This window comes from Bradyrhizobium nanningense, assembly GCF_004114535.1.
GTDB classification, from domain to species: Bacteria; Pseudomonadota; Alphaproteobacteria; order Rhizobiales; family Xanthobacteraceae; genus Bradyrhizobium; species Bradyrhizobium nanningense.
The window spans coordinates 97477-123740 of the sequence record NZ_LBJC01000007.1 but is presented as its reverse complement, the minus strand read 5'-3'; the positions used below and the strand labels follow the sequence as shown (position 1 = coordinate 123740).

The window sequence follows — 26264 nt, the reverse complement described above, 5'->3', positions numbered from 1 at the left end:
CGTCAACGGTCCAGCAATACGCATGCATGCCATCATGCGCACAATGCTTGTGTCGAACTGAGGCAGCGCTATAGATTGCGCGCGCCAATATTCCGTGAGACAGACATGCCCGATTTTCCGACACTGGCGAAACTCGCCGAGGACCTCGAAAGCGGCCGCACCACCGCCCGCAAGCTGGTCGAGGCGTGCATCGCCAGGATCGCCGATCCCTCAGGCGAAGGCCGGCGCACCTTCCTCCATGTCGACAAGGACGCCGCGCTCGCGGCGGCGGACGCGATGGACGGCCTGCGCAAGGTCAAGGCGGCGCCGTCGCGCTATGCCGGCATTCCCGTCTCGATCAAGGATCTCTTCGACATCAAGGGCCAGGTGACGCGCGCCGGCTCCCGTGCCCTCGACGATTCCCCGCCGGCCGAGCAGGATGCGGCGACGGTGGCGCGGCTGCGCAAGGCCGGCTTCGTCGTGATCGGCCGCACCAACATGACCGAGTTCGCCTATTCCGGCATCGGTATCAATCCACACTACGGCACGCCGAAGGGGGCCTGGAACCGGGCCGAGGGGCACGTGCCCGGCGGTTCGTCCTCAGGCGCGGCGGTGTCCGTGCTCGACGGCATGGCACACGGTGCGCTCGGCACCGACACCGGCGGCTCCTGCCGGATTCCGGCGGCCTATAACGGCATCGTCGGCTACAAGCCGACGCAGCGGCGGGTGCCGCTCGACGGCTCGGTGCCGCTGTCGTTCTCGCTCGACAGCATCGGGCCCTTGGCGCGATCGGTCGGCTGCTGTGCCATTCTCGATGCCGTCCTCGCGAACGAGCCGATCGCCCTGCTGAAGCCACGCCCCGTGAAGGGCATGCGGCTGGCAGTGCCGACCACGATCGCGCTCGACGATCTCGACGCACCGGTCGCTGAGACCTTTGAACGCGCCCTGAAATCGCTCGCCGATCATGGCGCCATTATCGAGCGCATCGAGATGGCCGAATTCCACGACATCGGCCCGATGAATGCCAAGGGCGGCTTTGCCGCGTCCGAGAGCTATGCCTGGCATCGCTATCTCATCACGTCCAAGGGGGATGTCTACGACCCCCGCGTCTCCGTGCGGATCATGCGCGGCGAGGCGCAGAGCGCGGCCGACTACATCGATCTCCTCAACGAGCGCCGCTCGCTGATCGCCCGCGTCAATGCACGCATCGCGTCCTATGACGCGCTGGTGCTGCCGACCACGGCGAACACGCCGCCGAAGATCGCAGATCTCGCCGACGACAAGGCATTCACCACGCAGAACCTGCGCGCGCTGCGCAACTGCACCTTGATCAACATGATCGACGGCTGCGCCATCTCGCTCCCTGCGCATCGCCAGGGCGACGTTCCCGTCGGCCTGATGCTGGCAGGCGCGGGCGGCTCGGACCGCCGTATCTTCGAGCTTGCTGCCGGCATGGAGGCCGTCATTCGTGTTTGACCTCACTTTCACCGTCGACGCCCAGGGTACCAACACGCCGCTGACGCTGGCGATCGACCAGATGGTCATCGCCGGCTGGACCGGCCGGGATCCCGTCGCGCGCGACAAGCACATCAAAGAGCTGCAGGAGATGGGCATCGCCCCGCCGGCCTCGACGCCGATCTATTACCGCGCCTCGGCGCGGCGGCTGACGCAGGAAGACAGCATCGAATGCACCGGCGGCGATTCGAGCGGCGAGGTCGAGTTCGTCCTGATCGGCTGGCAGGGCCGCATCTTCGTCGGTTGCGGCTCCGACCACACCGACCGCAAGGTCGAGGCTTATAGCGTCACCGTATCCAAGCAGATGTGCGACAAGCCGATCGCCTCCACGCTGTGGGAGCTCGAGGACGTCATCGGCCATTGGGACAAGATGATCCTGCGCTCCTACGCCACGATCAAGGGCGAGCGCATGCTCTACCAGGAAGGCACGCTGGACGCGATGTTACCGGTCGCCGACCTCATCGCGCGTGGTTTCCCCGGCGGGAAGCTGCCCGACGGCTGCGCCATGTTCGGCGGCACCTTCGCCGCCAAAGGCGGCATCCGCCCCGCCGACCGCTTTGACTTCGAGCTTGAAGATCCGGTGCTGAAGCGGACGATCAGGCACGGCTATGACGTGGTGACGCTGCCAGTGCGGGGCTGAGCTCTCTCCGCGTCATTGCGAGGAGCCCTTGCGACGCAGCAATCCAGGCTGGTTCCGCGGAGGGATTCTGGATTGCTTCGCTGCGCTCGCAAGGACGGGGAGATAATCGTCGGAAATCGGGTGGCGGCGCGAACGTCGGACTGCAAAGGTGGTTGTTATGACCATGACCGCACGAAAATCAGCCCAGCCCGCACTCGACCCCGCAAACCACGTCGACGCCCTCGACTGGCCGCAGATCACCGCCGAACTCGGCTCCCAGGGCTGCGCCGTCCTCAAGAACCTGCTGACGCCGGACCAGTGCCGCGCCATTGCCGCGCTCTACCCCGACGATGCGCATTTCCGCAGCCGCATCGTCATGGGCCGCCACGGTTTTGGCCGCGGCGAGTACAAGTATTTCGCCTATCCGCTGCCCGACCTGATCGCGCAGCTCCGTCCGGCGCTCTACGCGCATCTGCAAGGCATCGCCAATCGCTGGAACGAGGCGATGGGGATCGACATCCGCTATCCCGCCTCGCTTGCGGCATTCCTGAAACGCTGCCACGAGGCCGGACAGGCGCGGCCGACGCCGCTGCTGCTGCAATATGAGGCCGGCGACTACAATTGCCTGCATCAGGACCTCTATGGCGAGCACGTGTTTCCGATCCAGGTCGCGATCCTGCTGTCCGAGCCGGGTCGCGATTTCACCGGTGGCGAGTTCGTGCTGACCGAGCAGCGCCCGCGGATGCAGTCGCGGGCCGAGGTCGTGCCGCTGGCGCAGGGCGATGCGGTCGCCTTCGCCGTGCATCACCGCCCGGTGCAGGGGACACGCGGCACCTATCGCGTTAATCTCCGCCATGGTGTCAGCCGGATTCGTTCCGGCCAGCGCCACACGTTGGGTGTGATCTTTCATGATGCCAAATGAGTGCAACGATTGACGGCTGATCTGTTCGACAGCGTCGCCGAGGCGCAGCCGTCACGCGAGGAGATCGCCGACGGCGCCGTGCTGCTGCGCGGATTCGTCAAGCCGATCGAGAGCGAGCTGATTGAAGCCGTGCAGGCGATCGTAACGCAATCGCCATTCCGGCGGATGACCACGCCCGGCGGCTATCAGATGTCGGTGGCGATGACCAATTGCGGCGAGCGCGGCTGGATCACCGATCACACCGGCTACCGCTACGATCCGATCGATCCGCGAACCGGTGCGCCATGGCCGGCGATGCCGGCCGTGCTGCGCGATCTCGCCCGCCGCGCGGCGGAGCAGGGCGGCTTCCAAAACTTCGCGCCTGATGCCTGCCTCGTCAATCGCTACGAGCCCGGCACGCGGTTGTCGCTGCATCAGGACAAGGACGAGCTGGACTATTCGGCGCCGATCGTCTCGGTGTCGCTCGGACTGCCCGCGACCTTCCTGTTCGGCGGCCTCGCCCGCAGCGACAAGCCGCGCCGCTTCCGCCTGGTGCATGGCGACGTCGTCGTCTGGGGCGGAGCCAGCAGGCTCGCCTATCACGGCGTCGCCCCGCTCGCCGACGGCGAGCACGCGCTGCTTGGGGCGAAGCGGATCAATCTGACGTTTCGCAGGACGCGGTGATCTATCTCCTCATCCTGAGGAGCGCGCTCTTGCGCGCGTCTCGAAGGATGAAGGCCGAGCTGCAGCAGCAGGGCCTTTCATGGTTCGAGACGGCGCTTCGCGCCTCCTCACCATGAGGGTCCTCACGGCTTCGGCGGGTGGATGAACGCCCACGGGCTGACTTCGGAATCCCTGGTCACTTCCACCGAAATCAGATACGGCCCGCCATGCGCGAGTGCCCTCTCCATCGCCGCCTTGAACTGATCCGGCGCGGTCACGCGCGCTGCGGCCACACCGAAGGACTCCGCGAGCTTGACGAAATCAGGATTGACGAGGTCGGACGCCACGACACGGCCGTCGAAACGTTCACGCTGGTCGCGGCGGACATTGCCGTAGGCATTGTTGTTGAACACCAGCGTCACAACCCCGATGTTGAACTGCACGGCGGTGGAGAGCTCCTGCACGCCGAACATGAAGCCGCCGTCGCCGGTGATCGCCACCACCGGCTTGTCAGGATTGGCCACCTTGGCGCCGAGCGCGGTCGGGAAGCCCGAGCCGAGCGTGCCCTGGTAGCCTGAGGTGATGAAGGTGCGGGGCTGGTAGATCGGAAAACCGTACCAGGAGGCGAAGCCGACTTGCGACAATTCATCGGTCACGATCGCATTCGCCGGCAGCACCTCGCGCAGGATGTTGAGATACGCCATCTGCGGCTGAATGCGCTGGATCTCCGCTTGCGCGGTCGCGGTGGCCTCGCGGATGTCCTCCCGCCGGCCACGGGTCCGCGCATAGCCGGCCTTCTTCACCGCCGTGACGAGATCGGCCGTTCCGGCTTTGGCATCGGCGACGATGGCGGCATCGACCACGACCCGGCGCATCTCGGTCGGGTCGATGTCGATCCGAATGGATTTCAGCCCCTTCGGCTGATAGGGCCAGCGGAAGCCCGATGCCGGCAGCTCTGCGCGGGTGCCGATGGCGATCATCAAATCGGTTGCCGGCCAAAGCTTGTAGGCCGCAGCCATGGTCAGGCCGAGCTCGTGCGCGTTGGAGACGATGCCGCGTCCGCTGCGGAAGGCGACGACGGGCGCATCGATCATCTCGGCGAGCTCGAGGATCTCCTCGCCGGCCTCGATCGCGCCGCTGCCGACGAAGATCATCGGCGCTTTGCTGTTCTTGATCAGCGCGGCCGCCTGCTTCACCAGATCGGGGTCGGGTGGCGGGGCCGGTAGGGGCTCCAGCACCTGCGCTGAGGCCGTGTCCACACGCTGGGTGAAGACGTCCCAGGGCATCTCGACCGAGGCGGGGCCGCGCCGTCCCGAATTCATCTCCTGGAAGGCGCGCGCCACGACCGTCGGCGCGTTGCCGGGATATTCGATCCGGTCGGCCCATTTCACATAGGTGCGAAGGGTGGCGAGCTGGTCGGGCATCTCGTGCAGGTGGCCGCGGCCCTTGCCCAAGAATGACGTCGGCACCTGGCCGGTGACGCACAGCACCGGCTCGTTGCAGCCGAAGGCGGTGAGCAGCGCCGCGCTCGCATTGAGCACGCCGGGGCCGGGCACTACGCTGAACACGCCGGGCCTGCCGCTGGAGCGCGCATAGCCGAAGGCCATGTAGCCGCAGGCCTGTTCGTGCCGTGCACCGATCACCTTGAGCTGGGCCTGGTGGAAGGCGTCGAACAGGCCGTAGACCTGCGCGCCGGGCAGGCCGAACACGGTGTCGACGCCGTGGGCGACCAGGCCGCTTACGATTGCTTCGCCGCCGGTGAGGGTGGTCATTGCATTCATCCACTTCAATTGGGTTGAGGAATCCTCGACAATGCCATTTTGGCAGAACTCGGACGCCCGCGGCTTCGAAAAAACATCAGCCCGCTTGTGCTTCTGCTTTCAGGGCGTCGTGGATGTTGTTGCGCTTCCAGCTGGTGTCCTTGTCGTTGATCTGCATGTCGAATGACAACGCGAACTTGCTGGCGGCAAAGACGGGATCGAGATGGCGGGAGAGCGCCTGGAAGACGTGCTCGCCGGCCTGCTGCCGCGTCTTGAGGTCGCGGCCCTCGCCGATGCGCAGCACCATGTCGAGAAAGCCGTAGTCCTGCCTGGCGTCGGCGACCGCATAATACTCGCAGCGGATGGCGCGCACGCGGATGCCGCCGAGTGGGAAGATGCCGGTCTCGCTAGCTGCCTTGCGCACCACTTCGCACACCAGCTTCATATCGAGACGGCCGTCGAGATTGGCCGAATATTCGATGGTGAAATGCGGCATCGCGGTTTCACTCCCTGTGTCGTCTTATTGCTTTACGCGAAGTAGCAGCTGACCGAGCCGTAGGCGCCATAGTCGGCCTGAATTGTGTCGCCCTTGCGGGTCTCGATCGGACGGATGAAGGAGCCCGCCAGCACGACCTGACCCGGTTCGAGCGCCAGCCCGAGCGGCGCGATCTTGTTGGCGAGCCAGGCGACCGCGGTCGCGGGATGATTGAGCACGCCGGCGGCAAGGCCGGTTTCCTCGAGCTGACCGTTCTTGAAACACAGCGCGCCGATCCAGCGCAGGTCTGCGTCGAGCGGGCGGATCGGCCGTCCCCCGAGCACGATGCCGGCATTCGCCGCATTGTCGGCGATGGTGTCGAAAATCTTTCGCGTCGCGTTCGTCTTGGGATCGACGCGCTCGATCCGTGTGTCCAGAATCTCCAGCGCCGGCACGACGAAGTCGGTGGCATTGAGCACGTCGAACATCGTGCAGTCCGGGCCTGAGAGGTGCTTGCTCATGACAAAGGCGAGCTCGGCTTCGACCCGCGTCGCGATGAGGCGCTCGGTCGGAATGATCCCGCCATCGGCAAAGAACATGTCGTCGAGCAGCACGCCGGAATCCGGCTCGTCGATATTGAGCGCGTTCTGCATCGCCTTCGAGGTCAGGCCGATCTTGTGGCCTTTGACGAGGCGCCCCTCCGCGATCTTGATGTCGACCCAGGCCTTCTGAATCGCGTAGGCGTCGGCGATGGTGATATCAGGGAAATCCTGTGAGAGCTGCCGGATCTGCGTGCGGGTCTTCTCCGCCTGGTGCAGACGCCTTGCGCAAGCTTGGATATCGTCGCGAGAAAGCGCCATTTGCGATCTTACAAATTGAGGTGCCGGGAGATGCTTAACATGTTAAATGAATGCGTCAAACCCCATTCCGGTTTGCTGCACCGCAAACTTCCTGCGGTTTGAAAGGGCACCATGGTGAAGAAACCGGCTGATCCAGCGAATGGAAGCGCGCCTGCCGCGCGGCAGGTGCCGATGCGCGATTTTTCGCGCTCGCTGCCGATGTCGCTGCTGCGGGCTCGCGAAGCGGTGATGCGGCAGTTTCGTCCCTCGCTACGCCAGCACGGCTTGACCGAGCAGCAATGGCGCATCCTGCGCGCGCTGGCGGCGATCGACGCGGTCGAGGTCACGGAACTCGCGCGTACGGCGTTCCTGCTCGGACCGAGTTTGTCGCGTATCCTGCGCGATCTCGAAGCGCGCAATCTGATCGAGCGCAAGACCGCGAAAGCGGACCAGCGCCGCAGCATGGTCTCGATCTCGAAAGAGGGGGTGAAGCTGATGGCCGCCGTGGCGCCGAATTCGGAGGCGATCTATGCCGAGATCACGCGGCGCTTTGGCGCACGCAAGCTCGCCGAATTGCAGGAGATGCTCGGCGCGCTGGAACAGAGCCTTGCCGGGCTCGGAAGCGCGGATGATACCCTCGCGGAGGGATGAACCCAGATATGCGTGCGTGCGCGGCGAGAGCCATGGACATTCACGCTTTTTTTCGCTCAAAGTGCGGCCCAACCCGATCCGCGGCGAGTGAGAGCAACAGGGAAGGAAAGGCAACGTGGCGAACAAAGTCAAAGAGATCTGGAAGTCGGGCAAGGCCGTGGTCAACGCATGGCTTGCGATTCCCTCCGGCTTCTCGGCCGAGATGATCGCGCAATGCGGCTTCGACAGCGTCACCGTCGACATGCAGCATGGCGTGCAGGATTATCTGTCGATGGTCCAGTGCTTCCAGGCCATGGACAAGCATCCGATCACCCCGATGGTCCGCGTGCCCTGGAACGAGCCGGGCATCATCGGCAAGGTGCTCGATGGCGGCGCCTATGGCGTGATCTGCCCGATGGTCAACACCCCGCAGGAAGCCAGGAACCTGGTCTCCTATTCCAAATATCCGCCGCAGGGCGTGCGCTCCAACGGCCCGATCCGCGCCGGCATGTACGGCACCGCCGGCTCCTATCAGAAGACGGCGAATGCCGATACCATTCTGCTGCCGATGATGGAGACCAAAACTGCGGTCGAGAACATGGAAGCGATCCTCGATGTCGAGGGCATCGACGGCGTCTATATCGGCCCGTCCGATCTCGGCTTCTCCTACGGCCTCGAGCCCAAGCTTGACCGCAGCGAGCCCGAGATCCTCGCGATCTACGAGAAGATCATCAGGGAATGCGGCAAGCGCGGCCTCAACCCCGGCATCCATTGCAGCGGCGCCGAAGGCGCAGCGCGCGCCATCAACATGGGCTTCAAGCTGGTGACGCTCTCGAACGAAGTCGGCCTGATGACGACCTACGCCAAGATGCAGGTCAATGCGACCCGCAAGGATTCGGGCGGCAAGGCTTAACCTCTCTTACTGTGTCCCGGACGCGCCGCAGCACGAAGTGATGCAGCGCAGAGCCGGGACCCAGAAGCCAACGCCGCACACGACGTAACACCGGGCCCCGGATCAGCAGCGCATCGTTTCACGCTGCGCTGCGTCCGGGGCACGATACTTTGAAGACCCAAGGAGACCTGCCATGACCATCAGCCCCGTCATCCGCCTGCATCCCGATGATGGCGTGCTGATCGCGCGCGCCAGCCTGCCGCCGGGGACAATGGTGGCCGATGGCGTGACGACGGTCGAGCGCATTCCCTCCGGCCACAAGGTCGCGATCAAGCCGATCGCATTGGGCGAGCCGGTCAAGCGTTACGGCCAGATCATCGGCTTTGCCACGCAAGCCATCGCGCCGGGCCAGCACGTGCACGTGCAGAATTGCGGCATGGGCGATTTCGCCAAGGACTACGCCTATTGCGCCGACGTCAAGCCGACGCCGAATTTCGACCTGCCGGCAACGTTCGAAGGCATCCGCCGCCCGGACGGCCGCGTCGCCACGCGCAACTATATCGGCATCCTCACCTCGGTGAACTGCAGCGCACATGTCGCGAGTCTCGTCGCCGACGTCTTCAAGAAGAATCCCTTCACCGGCGACAATCCGCTCGCCGACTTCCCCAATGTCGACGGCGTGGTCGCGCTGACCCACAAGACCGGCTGCGGCATGACGCAGAACGAGCCGCTCGCGCTGCTCCGCCGCACCCTCGGCGGCTATGCGCGGCACGTCAATTTCTCTCACGTCATCGTGCTTGGTCTTGGCTGCGAGGTGAACCAGATCGGCGGTCTGATGGAAGAGCAGAAGCTCGCCGGCCGCCTGCGCGCGATGGATATCCAGGAGGTCGGCGGCACCCGCAAGACGGTCGAAGCCGGCATCGCCTTCGTGCGCGAGGCGCTGGCCGACGCCAACAAGGTCAAGCGCGAAACCGTGCCGGCGAGCGAGCTTACCGTGGCCCTGCAATGCGGCGGCTCGGACGGCTATTCCGGCGTGTCGGCGAATCCCGCGTTAGGAGCCGCCAGCGATCTCATCGTCCGCCACGGCGGCACCGTGATCCTGTCGGAGACGCCGGAGACCTACGGCGCCGAGCATCTGCTCACCCGCCGCGCCGTGAGCCGCGAGGTCGGCGAGAAGCTGGTCGACCTCATGCGCTGGTGGGATGAATACACGACGCGCGAAGGCGCCGAGATGAACGCCAATCCGAGCCCCGGCAACAAGGCCGGCGGCCTCACCACCATTCTGGAGAAGTCGCTCGGCGCGATGGCCAAGGCCGGCACCACCAACCTCGTCGAGGTGCTGCGCTACGCCGAGCCCATCACCAAGAAGGGTTTCGTTTTCATGGACACGCCCGGCTACGATCCGGTCGCCGCGACCGGCCAGGTCGCCGGCGGCGCCAATCTCGTCTGCTTCACCACAGGCCGCGGCAGCGTGTTCGGCTGCAAGCCGGCGCCTTCGATCAAGCTCGCGACCAACACGCCGATGTACAAGCGCATGGAAGAGGACATGGACGTCAATTGCGGCACCATCCTCGAAGGTGAGGAGAGTGTCGAGCAATGCGGCCAGCGCATTTTCGATCTTGTCCTCAAGACGGCTTCGGGGCAGCCGACCAAGAGCGAGAGTTTTGATTTCGGCGGCGCCGAATTCGCGCCCTGGGTGCTGGGTGCGACGATGTAGTCGGGCCTGGGTCCGGCGCAATCGCAACGCAGTCGCAATTGAATCAAGCGATAGGCAACGCGTGTGGTTGCGCGAGATGCAACGATTGCTCGCTAAGTAATGATACGGAGGCACGCGTCTCCGTCCCGAGGTTCCCAAACTTACATCTGATTAACATTGTTGCCGTAGACAGGGGGTGATGCGGCTCCACAGCGTGGTGGGGCCGGCCTTTGTTCAGGGATCAAACGATGCAAGCGATACGTCCTACTGGGGTGGAAAATCTCCTCGGTGAGGAGGAGCTGATCGTATCGAAGACAGATCTCAAAGGCCGCATCACCTACGCCAATGACGTCTTCCTCCGCATGGCGAAATATCCCTGGAAGGAGCTGATGGGCGCGCCCCACAGCCTGATCCGCCATCCGGGCATGCCGCGCTGCGTCTTCAAGCTGCTGTGGGATACGCTCGAGGCCAAGCAGGAAATCTTCGCCTACGTCGTCAACCTCGCCGGGGATGGCAGCCATTATTGGGTGTTCGCCCATGTCACCCCGACGCTCGACGATCGCGGCAACATCATCGGCTATCATTCCAATCGACGCAGGCCCGATCCGGCGCCGGTCGAGAAAATCAAACCGATCTACAAGGCGCTCTGCGCGGAAGAGGCGCGCCACGCCAATGCCAAGGAGGGCATGCGTGCGAGCTTCGACATGATGGTCGGTCTGCTCAAGCAAAACGGTGTCGGTTACGATGAATTTGTGCTCTCTCTCTAAGGCGCAGGGGGCGACCGCAGTCGCGTGCCTTCTCGCCAGCGTCGCGTTCGTCGTCTCGTTGCTCGGCTGGAGCGGAATCATCAGTGCAGCGCCGCTCGGTGCGGCGACCCTGCTGCTCGGCTACGGCCTCTGGTGTCAGCATCGCGCGGCGGTGGCCGTCGATGAGGTTGCCGATGTCTGCCGCAAGGCGGCGCGCGGCGATCTTGAAGCGCGGATCCTGAGCGAGCGCCAGGCCGGACGGATCGGCGCCATCCAGAAGTCGGTCAACGACATGCTCGACATCACTGACGCCTTCGTCCGCGAGGCTTCGGCATCGATGGACTATGCCAGCCGCGGCAAGTATTTCCGCAAGATCCTCGCGCGCGGATTGCCCGGCTCGTTCCGCCGCTCGGCCACCGTGATCAATGCCGGCACCGACGGCCTCGGCCGCCGCGTGGTCGAGATCGCGGGCCTTGCAAAGCAGTTCGGCACGCATCTCGACGAGGTTGCCGGCAGCCTCATGAGCGCGGCGACCGATCTGGAATCCGACGCCGGCCAGATGGCCGCGGCAGCGGAGATGACCAATCGCCAGACCTCCGGCATGCGCAGCGCGTCCGATCAGGCCTCGAGCAACGTTGCGACGGTGGCGAGCGCGGCGGAACAGCTCGCATCCTCGATCGCGGAGATCGGCCGCCAGGTGGCCGGCTCGACCACGAGCACCGGACGCGCCGTCGACGAAGCCAATCGTGCCGGCAACGAAATTCGCTCCCTCGCCGATGCCGCGCTGCGGATCGGCGACGTCGTCAAGCTGATCAGCGAGATCGCCTCGCAGACCAATCTCCTCGCGCTCAACGCCACGATCGAGGCGGCGCGGGCCGGCGAGGCCGGGCGCGGTTTCGCGGTGGTGGCCTCCGAGGTCAAGAGCCTCGCCAACCAGACCGCGAAGGCGACCGAGGAGATCAGCGCCAAGGTCGGCGAGATGCAGCAATCGACGACTAATTCGGTCGCGGCGGTCGAGGCGATCGCGCAGACCATCGCCGAGATCGACGGCATCACCGCGAGCATTGCAGCCTCGATCGAGCAGCAGGGCTCCGCGACGCGCGAGATCGCCCGCAACGTCCACGAGGCCTCCGCCGGCACCTCGCAGGTGTCCTCCAACGTGTCGGGCATCAGCGAAGCCGCCGCCGACACCGGGCGCGTCGCCAGCCGCGTCAACAGCGCCTCCGAGCGCGTCCACGGCGAAGTCGAGACGCTCCGCCGCGAGGTGACGCAGTTTTTGCAGCGGCTGACCTCGGCGGCGTAACGGCCGCGTCCCCCACCGCTGTCGTCCCGACAAGCGCGCCCTAAAGCGCGCGCCGATCCGGGACCTACCACCCCAGGCAGAATCGTGGGGTGGGCAAAGGCGCACTTGCGCGGTGCCCACCATCGATCCACACCGCAACAGAAGCGGTGGGCACGCTTCGCTTTGCCCACTCTACGATACTGTCCGTGTAGCCCGGATACTTCCTAGGCACGCGCTGCCCGTTGTTAGTGCTTGATCGCACCCACATCAGGTGTTCTGCTCAAAAAAGCTGCTGGAGCACCGCACCCCGTGTCGATCTACGTCGCATTGCATCATGTCACGCACTACAAATACGACCGCCCGATCGACCTCGGTCCGCAGACCATCCGCCTGCGCCCGGCGCCGCATACGCGCACGCCGATCCTGAGCTATTCGCTCAAGGTCTCGCCATCCAACCATTTCGTGAACTGGCAGCAGGATCCGCAGGGCAACTGGCTCGCCCGCTACGTCTTCCCGGAGAAGGCGACCGAGTTGAAGATCGAGGTCGACTTCACCGCGCAGATGACGGTGGTCAATCCGTTCGACTTCTTCGTCGAGCCCTACGCCGACAGTTTTCCGTTCGAGTATCCGAAAGATCTCAAGACCGAGCTCGCACCGTATCTCGAGACGATCAGGCCGGACCGCTTGTTCGCGCAATATCTCGATACGATCCCGCAGGACGCTCCGAACACCGTCAACTTCCTGGTCGAGCTCAATCGCGAGCTGCAGAAGAAGATCCGCTACATCATCCGGATGGAGCCGGGCGTGCAGACCCCGGAGGAGACGCTCGCCTCGGGAGCCGGATCATGCCGCGACTCCGCCTGGCTCCTGATCCAGACCTTCCGTCATCTCGGGCTCGCCGCGCGCTTCGTTTCCGGCTATCTCGTCCAGATTCGTCCCGACATCGATCCGATCGAGGGACCGCCGGAAGTGGAGAACGACTTCACCGACCTGCACGCCTGGGCCGAGGTCTATCTGCCCGGCGCCGGCTGGATCGGCTTCGATGCGACCTCGGGCATGCTCGCGGGCGAAGGCCACATCCCGGTTGCCGCCACGCCGCATTATCGCTCGGCCGCGCCAATTTCGGGCGGCGCCGGCTTTGCCGAGGTCGAGTTCGCCTTCGACATGAGCGTGAAGCGCATCCGCGAGGCGCCGCGCATCACAAAGCCGTTCTCCGACGAATCCTGGGGGCGGCTCAACGATCTCGGCGAGCAGGTCGATGGCGATCTCGCGAGCGCGGACGTGCGGCTCACCATGGGCGGCGAGCCCACTTTCGTCTCGGTCGACGATCTCGAAGCGGCGGAGTGGAATACGGAAGCCGTCGGCCCGACCAAGCGCGCGCTTGGCGACGATCTGATCCGCCGCCTGCGCGATCGTTTCGCGCCGGGCGGTCTGCTGCATTACGGCCAGGGCAAATGGTATCCCGGCGAGAGCCTGCCGCGCTGGGCCTTTGGCCTGTACTGGCGCAAGGACGGCGTGCCGATCTGGAAGAATGCCGACCTGATCGCCAGCATCGAAAATCCGCGTCGCGCCGAGGCGAAGGATGCCGAGACCTTTATGGAGGCCACCGCGGCACGGCTCGGGCTCGATCCCGGTTACATCATGCCAGCCTATGAGGACACGGCCCACTGGCTTCAGAAGGAGGCTGAGCTTCCCGTCAACGTCGATCCCTCCGATTCCAAACTGTCCGATCCCGAGGCGCGCGCGCGCATGGCGCGCGTGTTCGACGAGGGGCTGAATACGCCGCGCGGCTTCGTGCTGCCGGTGCAGCGCTGGAACGCGCCGCCGCGCTGGCGCAGCGAGCGCTGGCAACTCCGGCGCAATCATCTGTTCCTGATGCCGGGCGATTCACCATTGGGCTTGCGCTTGCCGATCGGCTCGCTCGGCCACGTCCCGCCCAATCAATATCCCTACATCGTCGAGCAGGACCCGATGGAGCCGCGCGGCAAGCTGCCGGTGTTTACGCCCCCGGCGCATCCGGAATCGCCGCGGCGGGTCGCGCCCGAGCAGCTCAATACGGCCGTGCCGGTGCGCACCGCGATGTCGGTGGAGGTTCGTGACGGCGTGCTCTGCGCCTTCATGCCGCCGGTCGAGCGCATCGAGGACTATCTCGAGCTGGTCGCGGCCCTCGAAGCAACGGCCGGGGAGATGCAGCTCCAGGTTCATGTCGAAGGCTATCCGCCGCCGTTCGATCCGCGCATCGAGGTGATCAAGGTGACGCCCGACCCTGGTGTCATCGAGATCAACATCCAGCCGGCGAAGAACTGGCGCGAGGCGGTCGACATCACCTGTGGCCTCTATGAGGACGCCGCGAAAGTTCGCCTCGGCGCCAACCGCTTCCTGGTCGACGGCCGCCACACCGGCACCGGGGGCGGCAATCACGTCGTGGTCGGCGGCTCGAGCCCGCAGGACTCGCCGTTCCTGCGCCGGCCCGATCTCTTGAAGAGTCTCGTGCTGTATTGGCAGCGGCATCCGTCGTTGTCCTATTTCTTCTCCGGCCTGTTCATCGGCCCGACCAGCCAGGCGCCGCGCATCGACGAAGCCCGGCACGACAGCATCTACGAACTCGAGGTCGCGCTCTCGCACGTGCCGCCTCCGGGCACCCAGACGCCGCCATGGCTGGTCGATCGCCTGTTCCGGCATCTGCTCGTCGACATCACCGGCAACACCCACCGCGCCGAGATCTGCATCGACAAGCTCTATTCACCGGAGGGACCGACCGGTCGGCTCGGCCTTGTCGAATTCCGCGCGCTCGAAATGCCGCCCGACCCGCGCATGTCACTGGCGCAGCAGCTCTTGATCCGGGCGCTGATCGCAAAATTCTGGCGCGAGCCGCAACACGGCAAGTTCGTGCGCTGGGGCACCGCGCTGCATGATCGCTTCATGCTGCCGCATTTCATCTGGGGCGATTTTTTAGACGTGCTCGGCGAGCTCAAGCAGTTCGGTTACCCGTTCGAGCCGGAATGGTATCTGGCCCAGCTCGAATTCCGCTTCCCCGCCTTCGGCCGCGTCCATCATGGCGGGGTCACGCTGGAACTGCGCCAGGCGCTGGAGCCCTGGCATGTGCTGGGTGAGGAGGGCTCGGCCGGCGGCACCGTGCGCTATGTCGATTCATCGGTCGAGCGGCTCCAGGTCAAGGCGGAGGGGTTCGTCGAGGGCCGCCACATCGTCACCTGCAACGGCCGCCGCCTGCCCATGACCTCGACCGGCCGCTCGGCCGAGGCTGTCGCAGGCGTCCGCTTCAAGGCCTGGCAACCGGCCTCCGGCCTGCACCCGACCATCCCCGTCCACGCGCCCCTGACCTTCGACCTGATCGACAGCTGGAACGGCCGCTCGCTCGGCGGCTGCGTCTACCACGTCGCCCATCCGGGCGGGCGCAGCTACGACACCAAGCCGGTCAACACCTATGAGGCCGAGGCGCGGCGGCTGGCGCGCTTCCAGGACCACGGCCATACGCCGGGGCCGGTCCAGCCGCCCCCCGAGGAACGCACAAATGAGTTCCCGCTGACCCTCGACTTGCGTACCCCGCTCCTGCAATGAGTATGATGGTGGGGCAGGGAGAGGCGCATGGCCGAGGGCGCAGCCGAAGAGGACGACAAGGCGGGTAGGGCGCCAAATCAACGTGGTGGTCAACGTGAGAGCCAGCGTGAAGGCCAGCGCCGCTTCGCGCAATGGGTCCGCGACTACCGCCGCCTGCCTGGCATCCCCGACGAATTCCTGGGCCCCGACGGCGCCCCGCGCGCGGTCTGGAGCCGCTTTTTCGACGCCTTCGGCGCGCTCGCGCCCGACGAGATCGAGCGGCGATTTGGCATGGCCGACCGCCATCTCCGCGAGGCCGGCGTCACCTACCGGGCGCCCGGCGACAGCGCCGACCGGCCGTGGTCGATCAGCCACCTGCCGCTTTTGATCGACGAGGCCGACTGGCAGCAGCTCTGCGCCGGCATCACCCAGCGCGCCGAGCTGCTCGAGCGCGTGCTGGCCGACATCTATGGCGAGGGACGGCTGGTCGCCGAGGGCGCGTTGCCTGCGGCCGCGATCGCCGGCAGTCCCGAATATCTCCGTCCCGTCTGCGGCGTGCCGCCCCCGGGCGGGCGCTATCTGTCGCTCTACGCCGTCGACGTCGGCCGCGGGCCTGACGGCCGCTGGTGGGTGCTCGGCGACCGCACCCAGGCGCCGTCGGGCGCGGGCTATGCGCTGGAGAACCGCCTGGTGCTCTCGCGCGCCTTCTCCGATCTCTACAAGTCGATGAACGTGCCGCGCGTCGCGCCGTTCTTCGAAGCCTTTCGCGACAGTCTTCGCGCACGGGCCGATCGCGACGAGCCGCGCATTGGCGTGCTCACCCCCGGCAGCTTCAGCGAGACCTATTTCGAGCACGCCACGCTGGCGCGCTATCTCGGCTTCCTCTTGGTCGAGGGCGACGATCTCGCCGTCAGCGACAACCGCATCCACATCCGCACCGTTGCCGGCCTCAAGCGGTTAGATGTGCTGCTGCGCCGGGTCGATTCCAATTCGCTCGATCCGCTTGAGCTCGATGCGTCCTCCCATCTCGGCGTGCCCGGCCTGATCGACGTGCTGCGCAAGGACGGCGTCGTCGTCGCCAACATGCCGGGCTCCGGCGTGCTGGAGGCGCGGGCGCTGCTCGGCTTCCTGCCGGCGCTCAGCCGCCGCCTGCTCGGCGAGGAGCTGAAGATGCCGCATATCGCGACCTGGTGGTGCGGCCAGCGCAGCGCGCGCGAGGAGGTGCTGGCGCGGCTCGACGAGGTCGCGATCGAAGGCGCCTACCAGCGCGGCGTGCCCGGTTTCGACCGCGCCGCGCCCGTGCTCGCGAGCGAGCTGGATGCGAGCGACCGCCGGCGCCTGATCGATGCCATCGCCGCGCGCGGCATGGATTATGTCGGCCAGGAGGTGGTGCGGCTCTCGACCATGCCGGTGTGGGAGCAGGGCCAGATCACGCCGCGTCCGTTCGTGCTGCGCGTGTTCGCCGCCGCAACGCCTGATGGCTGGGCCATCATGCCGGGCGGCTTCTGCCGCATCGCCGAACAGGCCGATGCGCGCGCGGTGTCGATGGGCGACGGTGCGCGTGCCGCCGACGTCTGGGTCGTTTCCGACAAGCAGGTCTCGGCCGCGACCTTGCTGCCGGCGATCGACAAGGTCCGCATCCGCCGCATCGCCGGCGTGCTGCCGAGCCGGGCCGCCGACAATCTGTTCTGGCTCGGCCGCTATCTCGAACGCGCCGAGGCGACGCTGCGCCTCGTACGCGCGCTGGGCTCGCCAAGCGGACCCAACAAGGGCACGGCAGCCTCGCTGCAATCGGCCGAACGCATCCAGCGCCTTTTAGTGGCCTGGGGCGCGGTCACGCAAACCTCGCGCGCGGCCCCCGGGCGCATCGTGGCCGAAGCGCTGCAGAGCCCTGATCGTTTCGGCTCGGCCCTGTCGCTGGTGCGCGCGGCGCAGCGCACGGCGACGTCCCTGCGTGAGCGGCTGTCGCCCGATGCCTGGCAGGTCATCACCGAGATGGCCGAACGCCTTGCCTATGAGGTCGAGGACGACGACAGCGTGCTGAGCGCGGCCGAGCTGACCTTGCAGGAGCTGGCGAGCTTCGCAGGGTTGGCGCAAGAGAACATGAACCGCGCCGCCGGCTGGCGCTTCCTCGACATCGGCCGCCGCGTCGAGCGCGCCGTCAACACCACGCGCTTCACGCGCCAATTCGGCTATGACGAGGCCGGCGACGAGGATCTCGACATCCTGCTGACCCTGGTGGATTGCCAGATCACCTACCGCTCGCGTTATCTGCTGGCGCCGATCCTGGCGCCGGTGCGCGACCTCGCGGTGCTCGACGGCTACAATCCGCGTTCGGTGGCGTTCCAGGTGACGACGCTGAACGAGCACATCGCTGCGCTGCCGAGCCTGAGGGAGCACGGCCTGATCGAGAAGCCGCAGCGGCTCGCGGTGGCGATGCAGGCGATGCTTGCGACCGCGGAAGCCGAGAAGCTCGAGGTCAAGACGCTGTTTGCGCTGGAGCAGGACCTGCTCAGCCTCGCGGATGCGATCGGGCAACACTATTTCCCGCATGGCCCAAATGCCGCCCGGCCGGAAAAGCTGACGGGGCTGGCGTGATCTACGACATCCGTCACGTCACCACCTACGAATACGAGAATCCGGTCAGCTTCGCCCGCTGCACGCTGCGGCTGGAGCCCCGGAGCGGCGCCGGCCAGGAATTGATCTCGCACAGTGTCGAGATCCGCCCGCGGCCTGCCGAGCGCAATGCGCGGCGCGACTTCTTCGGCACGCTGACCGAGAGCGTGGTGATCGAGGCCGCGCATCGCAATCTGCGGATCGATTCACGTTCGCGTGTATCCGTCTCGCGGCATCCGCCGGCGCGCGATGCCGCGAGTCCCGCCTGGGAGAGCATTCGCGACATTGCCTTCGAGGCGACGAGCCTCGGGCCGTCCTCGCCGGTCGGCTATGTCTTCGCGAGCCCGCTGGTGCCGGTGCTGCGTCCGGTCAGCGCTTATGCGGCGGAAAGCTTTGCACCCGGCGCGGGCATCCTCAACGGTGCGGTCGATCTGATGCATCGCATCCGCGCCGAGTTTCGCTACGATCCCAAGGCGACCGTGATCTCGACGCCGCTCGGCGAGGTCTTCGATAAACGCCACGGCGTCTGCCAGGATTTTGCCCATGTGATGATCGCGGGGCTGCGCGGGCTTGGTCTGCCGGCGGCCTATGTTAGCGGCTACCTTCGCACCATTCCACCGCCCGGTCAGCCACGCCTACAGGGCGCCGACGCCACCCACGCCTGGGTATCGCTGTGGTGCGGGGCGGAGCTGGGCTGGGTCGATTTCGATCCGACCAACGATCTTGTGGTTGCTAACAACCATATCGTGCTCGCGGTCGGGCGCGACTTTTCCGACGTCTCGCCGATCGACGGCATCATCGTCGGCTCACCCAAGCAGAAGCTCGGCGTCGCCGTCGACGTGCTGCTGGTGGAATGATTGCGCACTGCCGGCGCCGACAGCCGCAGGCTGCATCGAGGAATCACCGCAACCACGATATCGCAGAGCACAACCGCAACATATTTCCGTATTTCTGTTCCAGGGTTTGGTCAGGCGGCCCAAGATGGGCTATGCTGGTCCTTGCATCGAGAACAACAGAGACGTCGGGAGATGGCATGGGACACCAGCGGCGGACGGGGCTGCATCCATGATGACCTTACCGAGACTGGCGGCTGAATCCCTCGAGGACTTCCTCGGTAAGTTCATGCGCCGCCGGTACGATGAGACTTCTGCCAGTATCGTCGAGAGCGCGACCCGCACCGCCATGGAATGCATCGGCAACAGCGATGCGCTCTACCACAATATCGAGCATACGATGCTGGTGACGCTGGCAGCCCAGGCCATCCTCCGTGGCCGAAGCCTTCATACCCATCTGTCGGCTGAGGATTACGTCCATGTCCTGATCGCCTGCCTCGCCCACGACATCGGTTATGTCCGCGGGCTGTTCGAGGAGGACGATTCCGACGGCTTCGTAATCGACGCGGCCGACACCAAGATCTCATTGCCGCGCGGTGCATCGGATGCGAGCCTGATGATGTATCACGTCGATCGCTCGAAGCTTTATGTGACGCGGCGGTTGCGGCATATTCCCGGACTCGATCCGGAGCGCGTTGCCCGCGCCATCGAGGGCACGCGCTTTCCGGCCCGCCAGGGCCAGGAATACGACGATGAGGCCTCGATCCTGCGTGCGGCTGACTTCATCGGCCAGCTCGGCGACCCCAACTATCTGCGTAAGGCCAACGCGCTTTATTACGAATTCGAGGAAGTCGGCATGAATCGCCAGCTCGGCTATGATTCACCGGCCGATATCGTGAACCGCTATCCACAGTTCTATTGGAATAGTGTCGCACCGCACATCCAGACCGAGATCGGCTATCTCAACAAGACTGAGATCGGCCGGCAATGGATTGCCAATCTCTACAGCAACGTGTTCCGCGCCGAGCGCGACATCTCGCTGTCGGGACCGCAGAAATAGCTGCGCCCCCGGTGCCGTAGCCCGGATGAGCGTCGCCACATCCCGGATGTCGCTTCGCTCATCCGGGCTACGATCCCACCTCCGTGAGCAAACCATGCAACAAAAAACCGTCACCACGGATATCCTCGACATCGCCTATCGCGAATACGGCGCGCCCGACGGCTGGCCCTGCATCATGGGCCACGGCTTTCCCTACGACGTGAACGCCTATGCCGAGACCGCGCCGATCCTTGCACAAGCCGGTGCGCGGGTGTTGGTGCCCTGGCTGCGCGGCTACGGGCCGACGCGTTTCCGCAGCGCGTCGACGTTGCGCTCCGGCGAGCAGGCCGCGCTCGGGGCCGATCTCTTGGCCTTCATGGATGCGCTTGGTATCGAGCGCGCGATCGTCGGCGGCTACGATTGGGGCGGGCGTGCGGCCTGCGTGGTCGCAGCGCTCCATCCCGAGCGCGTGATCGGCCTCGTCTCCGGCAATTCCTACAACATCCAGAATATCGCCCGCGCCATGGAGCCGGCCTCGCCGCCGGAGGAGGCGGCGCTCTGGTATCAATACCTCTTCCACAACGAGCGCGGCCGCCGCGCGCTGGAGCGCAACCGGCGCGGCTTCGCCCGCCAGCTCTGGGCGATGTGGTCGCCGAAATGGGCGTTCGACGACGCAACGTTCGGGAAAAGCGCCGTGTCCTTCGACAATCCTGATTTCGTCGATGTCGTGATCCATTCCTATCGCCACCGCTACGCGCTGGTCGCGGGCGATCCTGCCTATGCGGGAATCGAGGCGAAGCTCGCCAGTCAGCCACAGATCCGCGTCCCGACGATCGCGATCGACGGCGACAGCGACGGCGTCAATCCCGGCACCGCCCATCACGCCCGCAAGTTCGAGGGCTTGTTCGAGCGGCGCGTCCTCACCGATGCCGGACATAATTTGCCGCAGGAGCGGCCGGCCGAATGGGCCCAGGCCGTGCTCGACGTCCGGAAAGCGGCTGCGTCATAGCCAGCCTGACCTCCGCCCTTCCAAATTTCCCTGATCTGCAGGAACCTTTTCCGATTGCAGCCGTCCAAGCTGTGGGGCCGCTTCCGTGTGCGGGCTCGTTGCAGGGGAGAATCTCGATGAAGTCACAAGTGCGTAAGCTGGAACGTGTCGCGGTGGCGCAGGCGCCGGTCGAACGACCTGACAGGGCGGAGGTCGAGCAGGCGATCCGGACCATGATCCGGTGGGCCGGCGATGATCCCGCGCGCGACGGTCTGCGCGAGACACCTGATCGCATTGCGCGGGCCTTCGAGGAGTATTTTTCCGGATACGCGCAGGATCCGACCGAAATCCTGCAAAAGACCTTCGAGGAGATCGAAGGCTATGACGAGATGATCGTGCTGCGTGGCGTTCGCTTCGAGAGCCATTGCGAGCACCACATGGCGCCGATCGTCGGCCGCGCCTGGGTCGCCTATATTCCGCAGGGGCGCGTCGTCGGCATCAGCAAGCTTGCGCGCGTGGTGGACATTTACGCGAAACGGCTCCAGATCCAGGAGAAGATGACCGCCCAGATCGCCAATACCATCAACGACGTGCTCAAGCCCGAAGGCGTCGGCGTCATCATCAAGGCGACGCATCATTGCATGACCACGCGCGGCGCGCACAAGCCCGGGACCGATCTCGTCACCAGCCGCATGCTGGGCGTGTTTCGCGACAATGCGCTGACGCGCCAGGAACTGTTGGGGCTCGCCAATTCGGACGATTGACTCGCGCTAGCTCGAGGAGACGGCGCCATGACCGAGAACAACAAGCCGAGCGGACCTGACCTGACCAAAGGCGTTTCGCTGACCGCGTTCAAGGACGGCAAATTGCTCGGTCACGTCGGAGAGGAGGACGTCCTGCTGGTGCAAGCCGGCAGCGAGATCTTTGCAATCGAACCGGCCTGCAGCCATTATCACGGTCCGCTCGCCGAGGGCCTGGTGGTGGGCGATACCATCCGCTGTCCCTGGCATCATGCCTGTTTCTCCTTGCGCACGGGCGAAGCCACCCGCCCGCCGGCGTTGAACGCGCTGGCGGTCTGGGAGGTTGCGCGCGATCGGGACAACATCATCGTTCGGCGCAAGCGTGAGGCACTGACGCCGCCGGCTGCCCATCGCGGCGCGCCGACGCCGGAAAAATTCGTCATCGTCGGCGGCGGCGCCGCCGGCTTCTCCGCCGCCGAGACGCTCCGGCGCGAGGGCTTTGCCGGCGCCATCACCATGCTCAGCAACGACGGCGCGATGCCGGTCGACCGGCCGAACCTCTCCAAGGATTACCTCGCGGGCAACGCCCCGGAGGACTGGTTGCCGCTGCGCGGTGAGGACTATTATCAGAACGCAGGCATCGATCTCAGGCTCAACACCGACGTCGCCGCCATCGATGCGAAGACGCGCAGCGTCACGCTCGGCAATGGCGACAGGCTCCCGTTCGACCGGCTGCTGCTCGCGACCGGCGCCGAGCCGGTCAAGTTGCAGATTCCGGGCGCGGACCAGCCGCATGTTCACACCTTGCGCTCCGTCGCCGACGCCCGCGCCATTATCAAGGCGGCGGGGAGTGCGAGGCGCGCGCTGGTGATCGGCGCCAGCTTCATCGGCCTCGAGGTCGCGGCTTCCTTGCGGGCGCGCAAGATCGAGGTGCACGTGGTCGCGCCGGAAGAGCGGCCGATGCAGAAGGTGCTCGGCGCCGAGATGGGCGACTTCGTCCGGTCACTGCATGAGGAGAACGGCGTCGTCTTCCACTTGAAGGATACGGTGGACAATCTCGATGGCATGCGCGCCACGTTGAAGAGCGGCGCCGTCATCGAGGCGGACCTCGTCGTCGTCGGCATCGGCGTCAAGCCGCGCCTCGCGCTCGCCGAGCATGCGGGACTGGCGGCCGATCGTGGCGTCAGCGTGAGCGAATATCTGGAGACCAGCGTCGCAGGCATCTTCGCGGCCGGCGACATCGCGCGCTGGCCGGATCCGCACTCCCGGCAGACCATCCGCGTCGAGCACTGGGTGGTGGCGGAGCGGCAGGGGCAGACGGCGGCGCGCAACATGCTCGGCAGGCGCGAGCGCTTCGACGCGGTGCCGTTCTTCTGGAGCCAGCACTACGACGTGCCCATCAACTATGTCGGCCACGCCGAGCACTTCGACGACATCACGATCGACGGCAGTATCTCCGGAAGAGACTGTCTGCTGAAGTACCGCAAGGGCGGCCGCGTGCTGGCGGTGGCTTCAATTTATCGCGATCTCGACAATCTCAAGGCCGAATTGGAGATGGAGCGGTCGCATGCCTGACGCTGCGAGCCGGTCGGAGCAGCGGTGTGAGGCACGCCGGGCTATCAGCAACTCGACGCAAGACCAGCTATCGGAACTCCGCTGATCTGGCGCGCTGACAAGAAGCAGCGCGCCGCGCGTTCACTCCACGACGTCGCGCGGCGACAATCATCGGGGAGAAACCATGAAAGCCGCTCTGGTCCTGGCCGCAGCTTTGGCTGCCGCCTGCTTGTCGACGCCTGTCTCCGCGCAAAAATCCTATGGTCCGGGTGTCAGCGACACCGAGATCAAGATCGGCAACACCATGCCCTATAGCGGGCCGGCTTCGCCGCTCAGCATCACCGGGCGGGTGATCTCGGCCTATTTCGACGAGATCAACGAGAAGGGCGGCGTCAATGGCCGCAAGCTCAATCTGATCTCGCTGGACGACGCGTTCTCGCCGCCCAAGACCATGGAAGCCGCCCGGCGCCTCGTCGAAGGCGATGGCGTCGCCTTCATCTTCGCCACCATGGGCACGGCGCCGAGCTCGGCAATCGCGAAATATCTCAACAGCAACAAGGTGCCGCAGCTCTTCTTGATCAGCTCGGCCTCGAAGTGGAACGATCCCGCCAACATGCCCTGGTCGATGGCGCTGCCCTGGGCGCCGAACTACACCAGTGAGGCCGCGATCGACGTCGCCTATGCCCGCGCCAAGAACCCGAATGCGCGCTTTGCGGTACTCTATCAGAACGACGATGCCGGCAAGGAATATCTTCGCGGTGTGAAGGAGGCGCTCGGGGCCGATGCCGACAAGGCGATCGCGATGGCCTCGAGCTTCGAGGTCGCCGATCCCACCGTCGATTCCCAGGTGCTGACGCTGGCGAACACCAAGGCCGACGTCTTCATGATCTATTCGGTGACGCCGCGCGCCTGCGCGCAGGCGATCCGGAAAGCGCATGAGGTCGGCTGGCAGCCGACGCGCTTCCTCGCCTCCGGCTGCGCCAACAAGGCCACCGTGATGGTGCCGGCGGGCCTCGAGGCCGGCAAGGGCGTGCTGTCGCTCGGCGCGCTGAAGCCGTTCGTCGAGACGCCAAAGGACGATCCGGCGATGACGGCCTATATCGACTTCATGAAGAAGCGCCTCCCCAATGCCGACGTCAACAACGTCGCCGGCCTCTACGGCTACACCGTCGCCGAGGCGCTGGTGGTGCTGCTGAAGCAATGTAAGGACAATCTGACGCGCGAGAACATCATGGCGCAGGCGGCGAACCTGAAGAACGTGCCGCTGTCGCTCTTGATGCCCGGCATCACCCTCAACACCACGCCGCAGGATTTCCGCCCGATCAAGGACGGCTACATGCTGCAGTTCGACGGCAACGATTGGGTGGTTGCGAGCGAGCTTTTGAAGGGGACGTGAGGGGCTGTAATCGCGGTCGAGAGGCGCCATTTGCGGCGCATTCTTCGAGGCGCCCGCTTCGCGGGCTCCTCAGGATGAGGGCGGAGTGCGCGGCGGCAATTTCAACATGCGCCGATGTCGCTTAGCCTCACCTGAGGAGACCGCGAAGCGGTCGTCTCGAAGGGCGAGGCGTGCGCTCCACGCTAGTAATCGTAGGGTGGGCAAAAGCGTCCTCGCGCCGTGCCCACCACCTCTCTCGGTCGGAAAAATGGGTGGGCACGCTTCGCGTTGCCCACCCTACGACAGCGGCGCACGATGAAGCGAACAGGAGATCACCATGGACTTTCAACACTCCGCCCGTTCGCTGGAATTGCAGGAGCGCGTCCGCCAGTTCATGCGGACGCATGTCGAGCCGGTCGAGGAGCTCTATTACGAGCAGGTGAAGCCGGAAGCTTCGCGCTACAAGACGCCGCCCGTGCTGCAGGACCTGAAAAAGATGGCGCGCGAGCAGGGGCTCTGGAATCTGTTTCTCTCCGGCGAGCACGGACCGGGTCTGACCAATCTCGAATACGCGCCCGTGAAGGAGATCATGGGCCGCATCCTCTGGGCGCCCGAAGTCTTCAACTGCTCGGCGCCCGATGTCGGCAACATGGAGGTGCTGGCGAATTACGGCACCAAGGCGCAGCAGGAGCGCTGGCTGAAGCCGCTGCTGGAGGGGCGTATCCGCTCCGGCTTCTCGATGACCGAGCCGCAGGTCGCCTCCAGCGACGCCACCAACATTCAGTGCGCCATCAAGCGCGATGGCAACGATTACGTCATCAACGGCCGCAAATGGTTCACGTCAGGCGCGATGAACGAGGATTGCGAGATCCTGATCGTGATGGGCAAGACCGCGCCCGACGATCCCGACCGTCATCGCCAGCAATCCATGATCCTGGTGCCGAAAAATACGCCCGGCGTCCGCATCGTCCGCGACATGCTGACCTACGGCTACGATGATGCCCCGGTCGGCCACCCTGAAATCGTCTACGACAACGTCCGCGTGCCCGCCGAAAACATCCTGCTCGGCGAGGGCCGCGGCTTCGAGATCGCGCAAGGCCGGCTCGGTCCCGGCCGCATCCACCATTGCATGCGGCTGATCGGCTGCGCCCAGCGCGCGCTCGAGTTGATGTGCCAGCGCGCGGTGTCGCGTGTCGCCTTCGGCAAGCCGCTCGCTGGGCAAGGCTCGGTGCGCGAGGACATCGCACACTCGTTCTGCGAGGTCGCGCAGGCGCGCCTGTTGACGCTGCAGGCCGCCGACAAGATGGACCGCGAGGGCAACAAGGCCGCGCGCGACCTGATCGCCGCCGCCAAGATCGTGGTACCCAGCATGGCCGCCCGCGTCATCGACCGCGCCATCCAGATCCACGGCGCCGCCGGCGTCTCGCAGGATACCTTCCTTGCCCGCGCCTACGTCTACGCCCGCTTCATCCGCATCGGCGACGGCCCGGACCAGGTGCATCTGGCCGCTCTGGGCAAGGAGCTGATCAGGCGCGGCGGGGTGCTGGGGTAAGGCACTGCCGAC

Annotated in this window: 21 protein-coding genes; 18 read left to right on the top strand and 3 right to left on the bottom strand. The window is 65.6% G+C overall.

Annotation, left to right across the window (positions count from 1 at the left end):
- Positions 1-105: 105 nt before the first annotated feature.
- The 4 genes from XH84_RS04510 to alkB all read left to right on the top strand — a co-directional run bounded on the left by XH84_RS04510 (position 106) and on the right by alkB (position 3698).
- Complete coding sequence (locus tag XH84_RS04510) at positions 106-1455, top strand: amidase (protein WP_128917045.1); 1350 nt, start codon at positions 106-108, stop codon at positions 1453-1455.
- Positions 1448-2134, top strand: a complete 687-nt coding sequence (locus XH84_RS04505) for a DUF2848 domain-containing protein (RefSeq protein ID WP_128917046.1) — start codon at positions 1448-1450, stop codon at positions 2132-2134. Before XH84_RS04510 ends, XH84_RS04505 begins: the two co-directional genes overlap by 8 nt.
- Positions 2135-2291: 157 nt before the next feature.
- A complete protein-coding gene (locus tag XH84_RS04495; RefSeq protein ID WP_128917048.1) occupies positions 2292-3035 on the top strand; it encodes a 2OG-Fe(II) oxygenase in 744 nt (247 codons plus the stop codon).
- Positions 3036-3044: 9 nt separating this feature from the next.
- A complete protein-coding gene (gene alkB / locus XH84_RS04490; RefSeq protein ID WP_128917049.1) occupies positions 3045-3698 on the top strand; it encodes a DNA oxidative demethylase AlkB in 654 nt (217 codons plus the stop codon).
- Between the two features lie 122 nt (positions 3699-3820).
- Here alkB and XH84_RS04485 read toward each other — a convergent pair whose 3' ends face one another.
- The 3 genes from XH84_RS04485 to hpaH form a co-directional block, all read right to left on the bottom strand.
- Positions 3821-5449, bottom strand: coding sequence for a thiamine pyrophosphate-dependent enzyme (locus XH84_RS04485; protein ID WP_128917050.1), 1629 nt, complete (start codon positions 5447-5449; stop codon positions 3821-3823).
- 85 nt (positions 5450-5534) lie between these two features.
- Complete coding sequence (locus XH84_RS04480) at positions 5535-5933, bottom strand: 5-carboxymethyl-2-hydroxymuconate Delta-isomerase (protein ID WP_128917051.1); 399 nt, start codon at positions 5931-5933, stop codon at positions 5535-5537.
- 32 nt (positions 5934-5965) lie between these two features.
- On the bottom strand, positions 5966-6772 hold the full coding sequence (hpaH, locus tag XH84_RS04475) for a 2-oxo-hept-4-ene-1,7-dioate hydratase (protein WP_128917052.1): 807 nt from the start codon (positions 6770-6772) through the stop codon (positions 5966-5968).
- Between the two features lie 111 nt (positions 6773-6883).
- Here hpaH and hpaR point away from each other — a divergent pair, with 111 nt between their 5' ends.
- From hpaR to XH84_RS04400, 14 genes are all read left to right on the top strand, one after another.
- Positions 6884-7402 (top strand): homoprotocatechuate degradation operon regulator HpaR, encoded by a 519-nt coding sequence (gene hpaR, locus XH84_RS04470; RefSeq protein WP_128917053.1) that lies wholly within the window; start codon positions 6884-6886, stop codon positions 7400-7402.
- 115 nt (positions 7403-7517) lie between these two features.
- Complete coding sequence (locus XH84_RS04465) at positions 7518-8294, top strand: HpcH/HpaI aldolase family protein (protein ID WP_128917054.1); 777 nt, start codon at positions 7518-7520, stop codon at positions 8292-8294.
- A 172-nt stretch (positions 8295-8466) separates the two neighbouring features.
- A complete protein-coding gene (locus tag XH84_RS04460) occupies positions 8467-9990 on the top strand; it encodes a UxaA family hydrolase (protein ID WP_128917055.1) in 1524 nt (507 codons plus the stop codon).
- Between the two features lie 227 nt (positions 9991-10217).
- Entirely contained in the window at positions 10218-10736 is a 519-nt protein-coding gene (locus XH84_RS04455; protein WP_128917056.1) for a PAS domain-containing protein, read from the top strand.
- A complete protein-coding gene (locus tag XH84_RS04450; protein ID WP_164935923.1) occupies positions 10714-12018 on the top strand; it encodes a methyl-accepting chemotaxis protein in 1305 nt (434 codons plus the stop codon). The genes XH84_RS04455 and XH84_RS04450 overlap by 23 nt, the downstream gene beginning before the upstream one ends.
- Positions 12019-12306: 288 nt before the next feature.
- Positions 12307-15576 carry a transglutaminase family protein gene (locus tag XH84_RS04440; RefSeq protein ID WP_128917058.1) on the top strand — a complete coding sequence of 1090 codons (3270 nt, stop codon included), beginning with the start codon at positions 12307-12309 and terminating at the stop codon, positions 15574-15576.
- 27 nt (positions 15577-15603) lie between these two features.
- Positions 15604-18153, top strand: coding sequence for a circularly permuted type 2 ATP-grasp protein (locus XH84_RS04435; RefSeq protein ID WP_128917059.1), 2550 nt, complete (start codon positions 15604-15606; stop codon positions 18151-18153).
- On the top strand, positions 18150-19028 hold the full coding sequence (locus XH84_RS04430) for a transglutaminase family protein (RefSeq protein ID WP_128917060.1): 879 nt from the start codon (positions 18150-18152) through the stop codon (positions 19026-19028). The genes XH84_RS04435 and XH84_RS04430 overlap by 4 nt, the downstream gene beginning before the upstream one ends.
- A gap of 208 nt (positions 19029-19236) precedes the next feature.
- Positions 19237-20064, top strand: coding sequence for an HD domain-containing protein (locus tag XH84_RS04425; protein ID WP_128917061.1), 828 nt, complete (start codon positions 19237-19239; stop codon positions 20062-20064).
- Positions 20065-20158: 94 nt separating this feature from the next.
- Positions 20159-21052 carry an alpha/beta fold hydrolase gene (locus XH84_RS04420; RefSeq protein ID WP_128917062.1) on the top strand — a complete coding sequence of 298 codons (894 nt, stop codon included), beginning with the start codon at positions 20159-20161 and terminating at the stop codon, positions 21050-21052.
- 116 nt (positions 21053-21168) lie between these two features.
- Complete coding sequence (gene folE / locus XH84_RS04415) at positions 21169-21795, top strand: GTP cyclohydrolase I FolE (protein WP_128917063.1); 627 nt, start codon at positions 21169-21171, stop codon at positions 21793-21795.
- Positions 21796-21822: 27 nt separating this feature from the next.
- Positions 21823-23346 (top strand): FAD-dependent oxidoreductase, encoded by a 1524-nt coding sequence (locus tag XH84_RS04410; protein ID WP_128917064.1) that lies wholly within the window; start codon positions 21823-21825, stop codon positions 23344-23346.
- Positions 23347-23509: 163 nt separating this feature from the next.
- Entirely contained in the window at positions 23510-24721 is a 1212-nt protein-coding gene (locus XH84_RS04405; protein WP_128917065.1) for an ABC transporter substrate-binding protein, read from the top strand.
- A gap of 316 nt (positions 24722-25037) precedes the next feature.
- Positions 25038-26252 (top strand): acyl-CoA dehydrogenase family protein, encoded by a 1215-nt coding sequence (locus XH84_RS04400; protein WP_128917066.1) that lies wholly within the window; start codon positions 25038-25040, stop codon positions 26250-26252.
- Positions 26253-26264 lie beyond the last annotated feature (12 nt).

Bases quoted from the DNA above. Each gene is read 5' to 3' on its own strand.
- XH84_RS04435 (WP_128917059.1), top strand. From the start codon at position 15,604: ATGGCCGAGGGCGCAGCCGAAGAGGACGACAAGGCGGGTAGGGCGCCA.
- XH84_RS04455 (WP_128917056.1), top strand. From the start codon at position 10,218: ATGCAAGCGATACGTCCTACTGGGGTGGAAAATCTCCTCGGTGAGGAG.
- hpaH (WP_128917052.1), bottom strand. From the start codon at position 6,772: ATGGCGCTTTCTCGCGACGATATCCAAGCTTGCGCAAGGCGTCTGCAC.
- XH84_RS04480 (WP_128917051.1), bottom strand. From the start codon at position 5,933: ATGCCGCATTTCACCATCGAATATTCGGCCAATCTCGACGGCCGTCTC.
- XH84_RS04485 (WP_128917050.1), bottom strand. From the start codon at position 5,449: ATGACCACCCTCACCGGCGGCGAAGCAATCGTAAGCGGCCTGGTCGCC.
- XH84_RS04460 (WP_128917055.1), top strand. From the start codon at position 8,467: ATGACCATCAGCCCCGTCATCCGCCTGCATCCCGATGATGGCGTGCTG.
- XH84_RS04425 (WP_128917061.1), top strand. From the start codon at position 19,237: ATGATGACCTTACCGAGACTGGCGGCTGAATCCCTCGAGGACTTCCTC.
- XH84_RS04420 (WP_128917062.1), top strand. From the start codon at position 20,159: ATGCAACAAAAAACCGTCACCACGGATATCCTCGACATCGCCTATCGC.
- folE (WP_128917063.1), top strand. From the start codon at position 21,169: ATGAAGTCACAAGTGCGTAAGCTGGAACGTGTCGCGGTGGCGCAGGCG.
- XH84_RS04410 (WP_128917064.1), top strand. From the start codon at position 21,823: ATGACCGAGAACAACAAGCCGAGCGGACCTGACCTGACCAAAGGCGTT.
- XH84_RS04405 (WP_128917065.1), top strand. From the start codon at position 23,510: ATGAAAGCCGCTCTGGTCCTGGCCGCAGCTTTGGCTGCCGCCTGCTTG.
- XH84_RS04510 (WP_128917045.1), top strand. From the start codon at position 106: ATGCCCGATTTTCCGACACTGGCGAAACTCGCCGAGGACCTCGAAAGC.
- XH84_RS04495 (WP_128917048.1), top strand. From the start codon at position 2,292: ATGACCATGACCGCACGAAAATCAGCCCAGCCCGCACTCGACCCCGCA.
- XH84_RS04400 (WP_128917066.1), top strand. From the start codon at position 25,038: ATGGACTTTCAACACTCCGCCCGTTCGCTGGAATTGCAGGAGCGCGTC.
- XH84_RS04450 (WP_164935923.1), top strand. From the start codon at position 10,714: ATGAATTTGTGCTCTCTCTCTAAGGCGCAGGGGGCGACCGCAGTCGCG.
- hpaR (WP_128917053.1), top strand. From the start codon at position 6,884: ATGGTGAAGAAACCGGCTGATCCAGCGAATGGAAGCGCGCCTGCCGCG.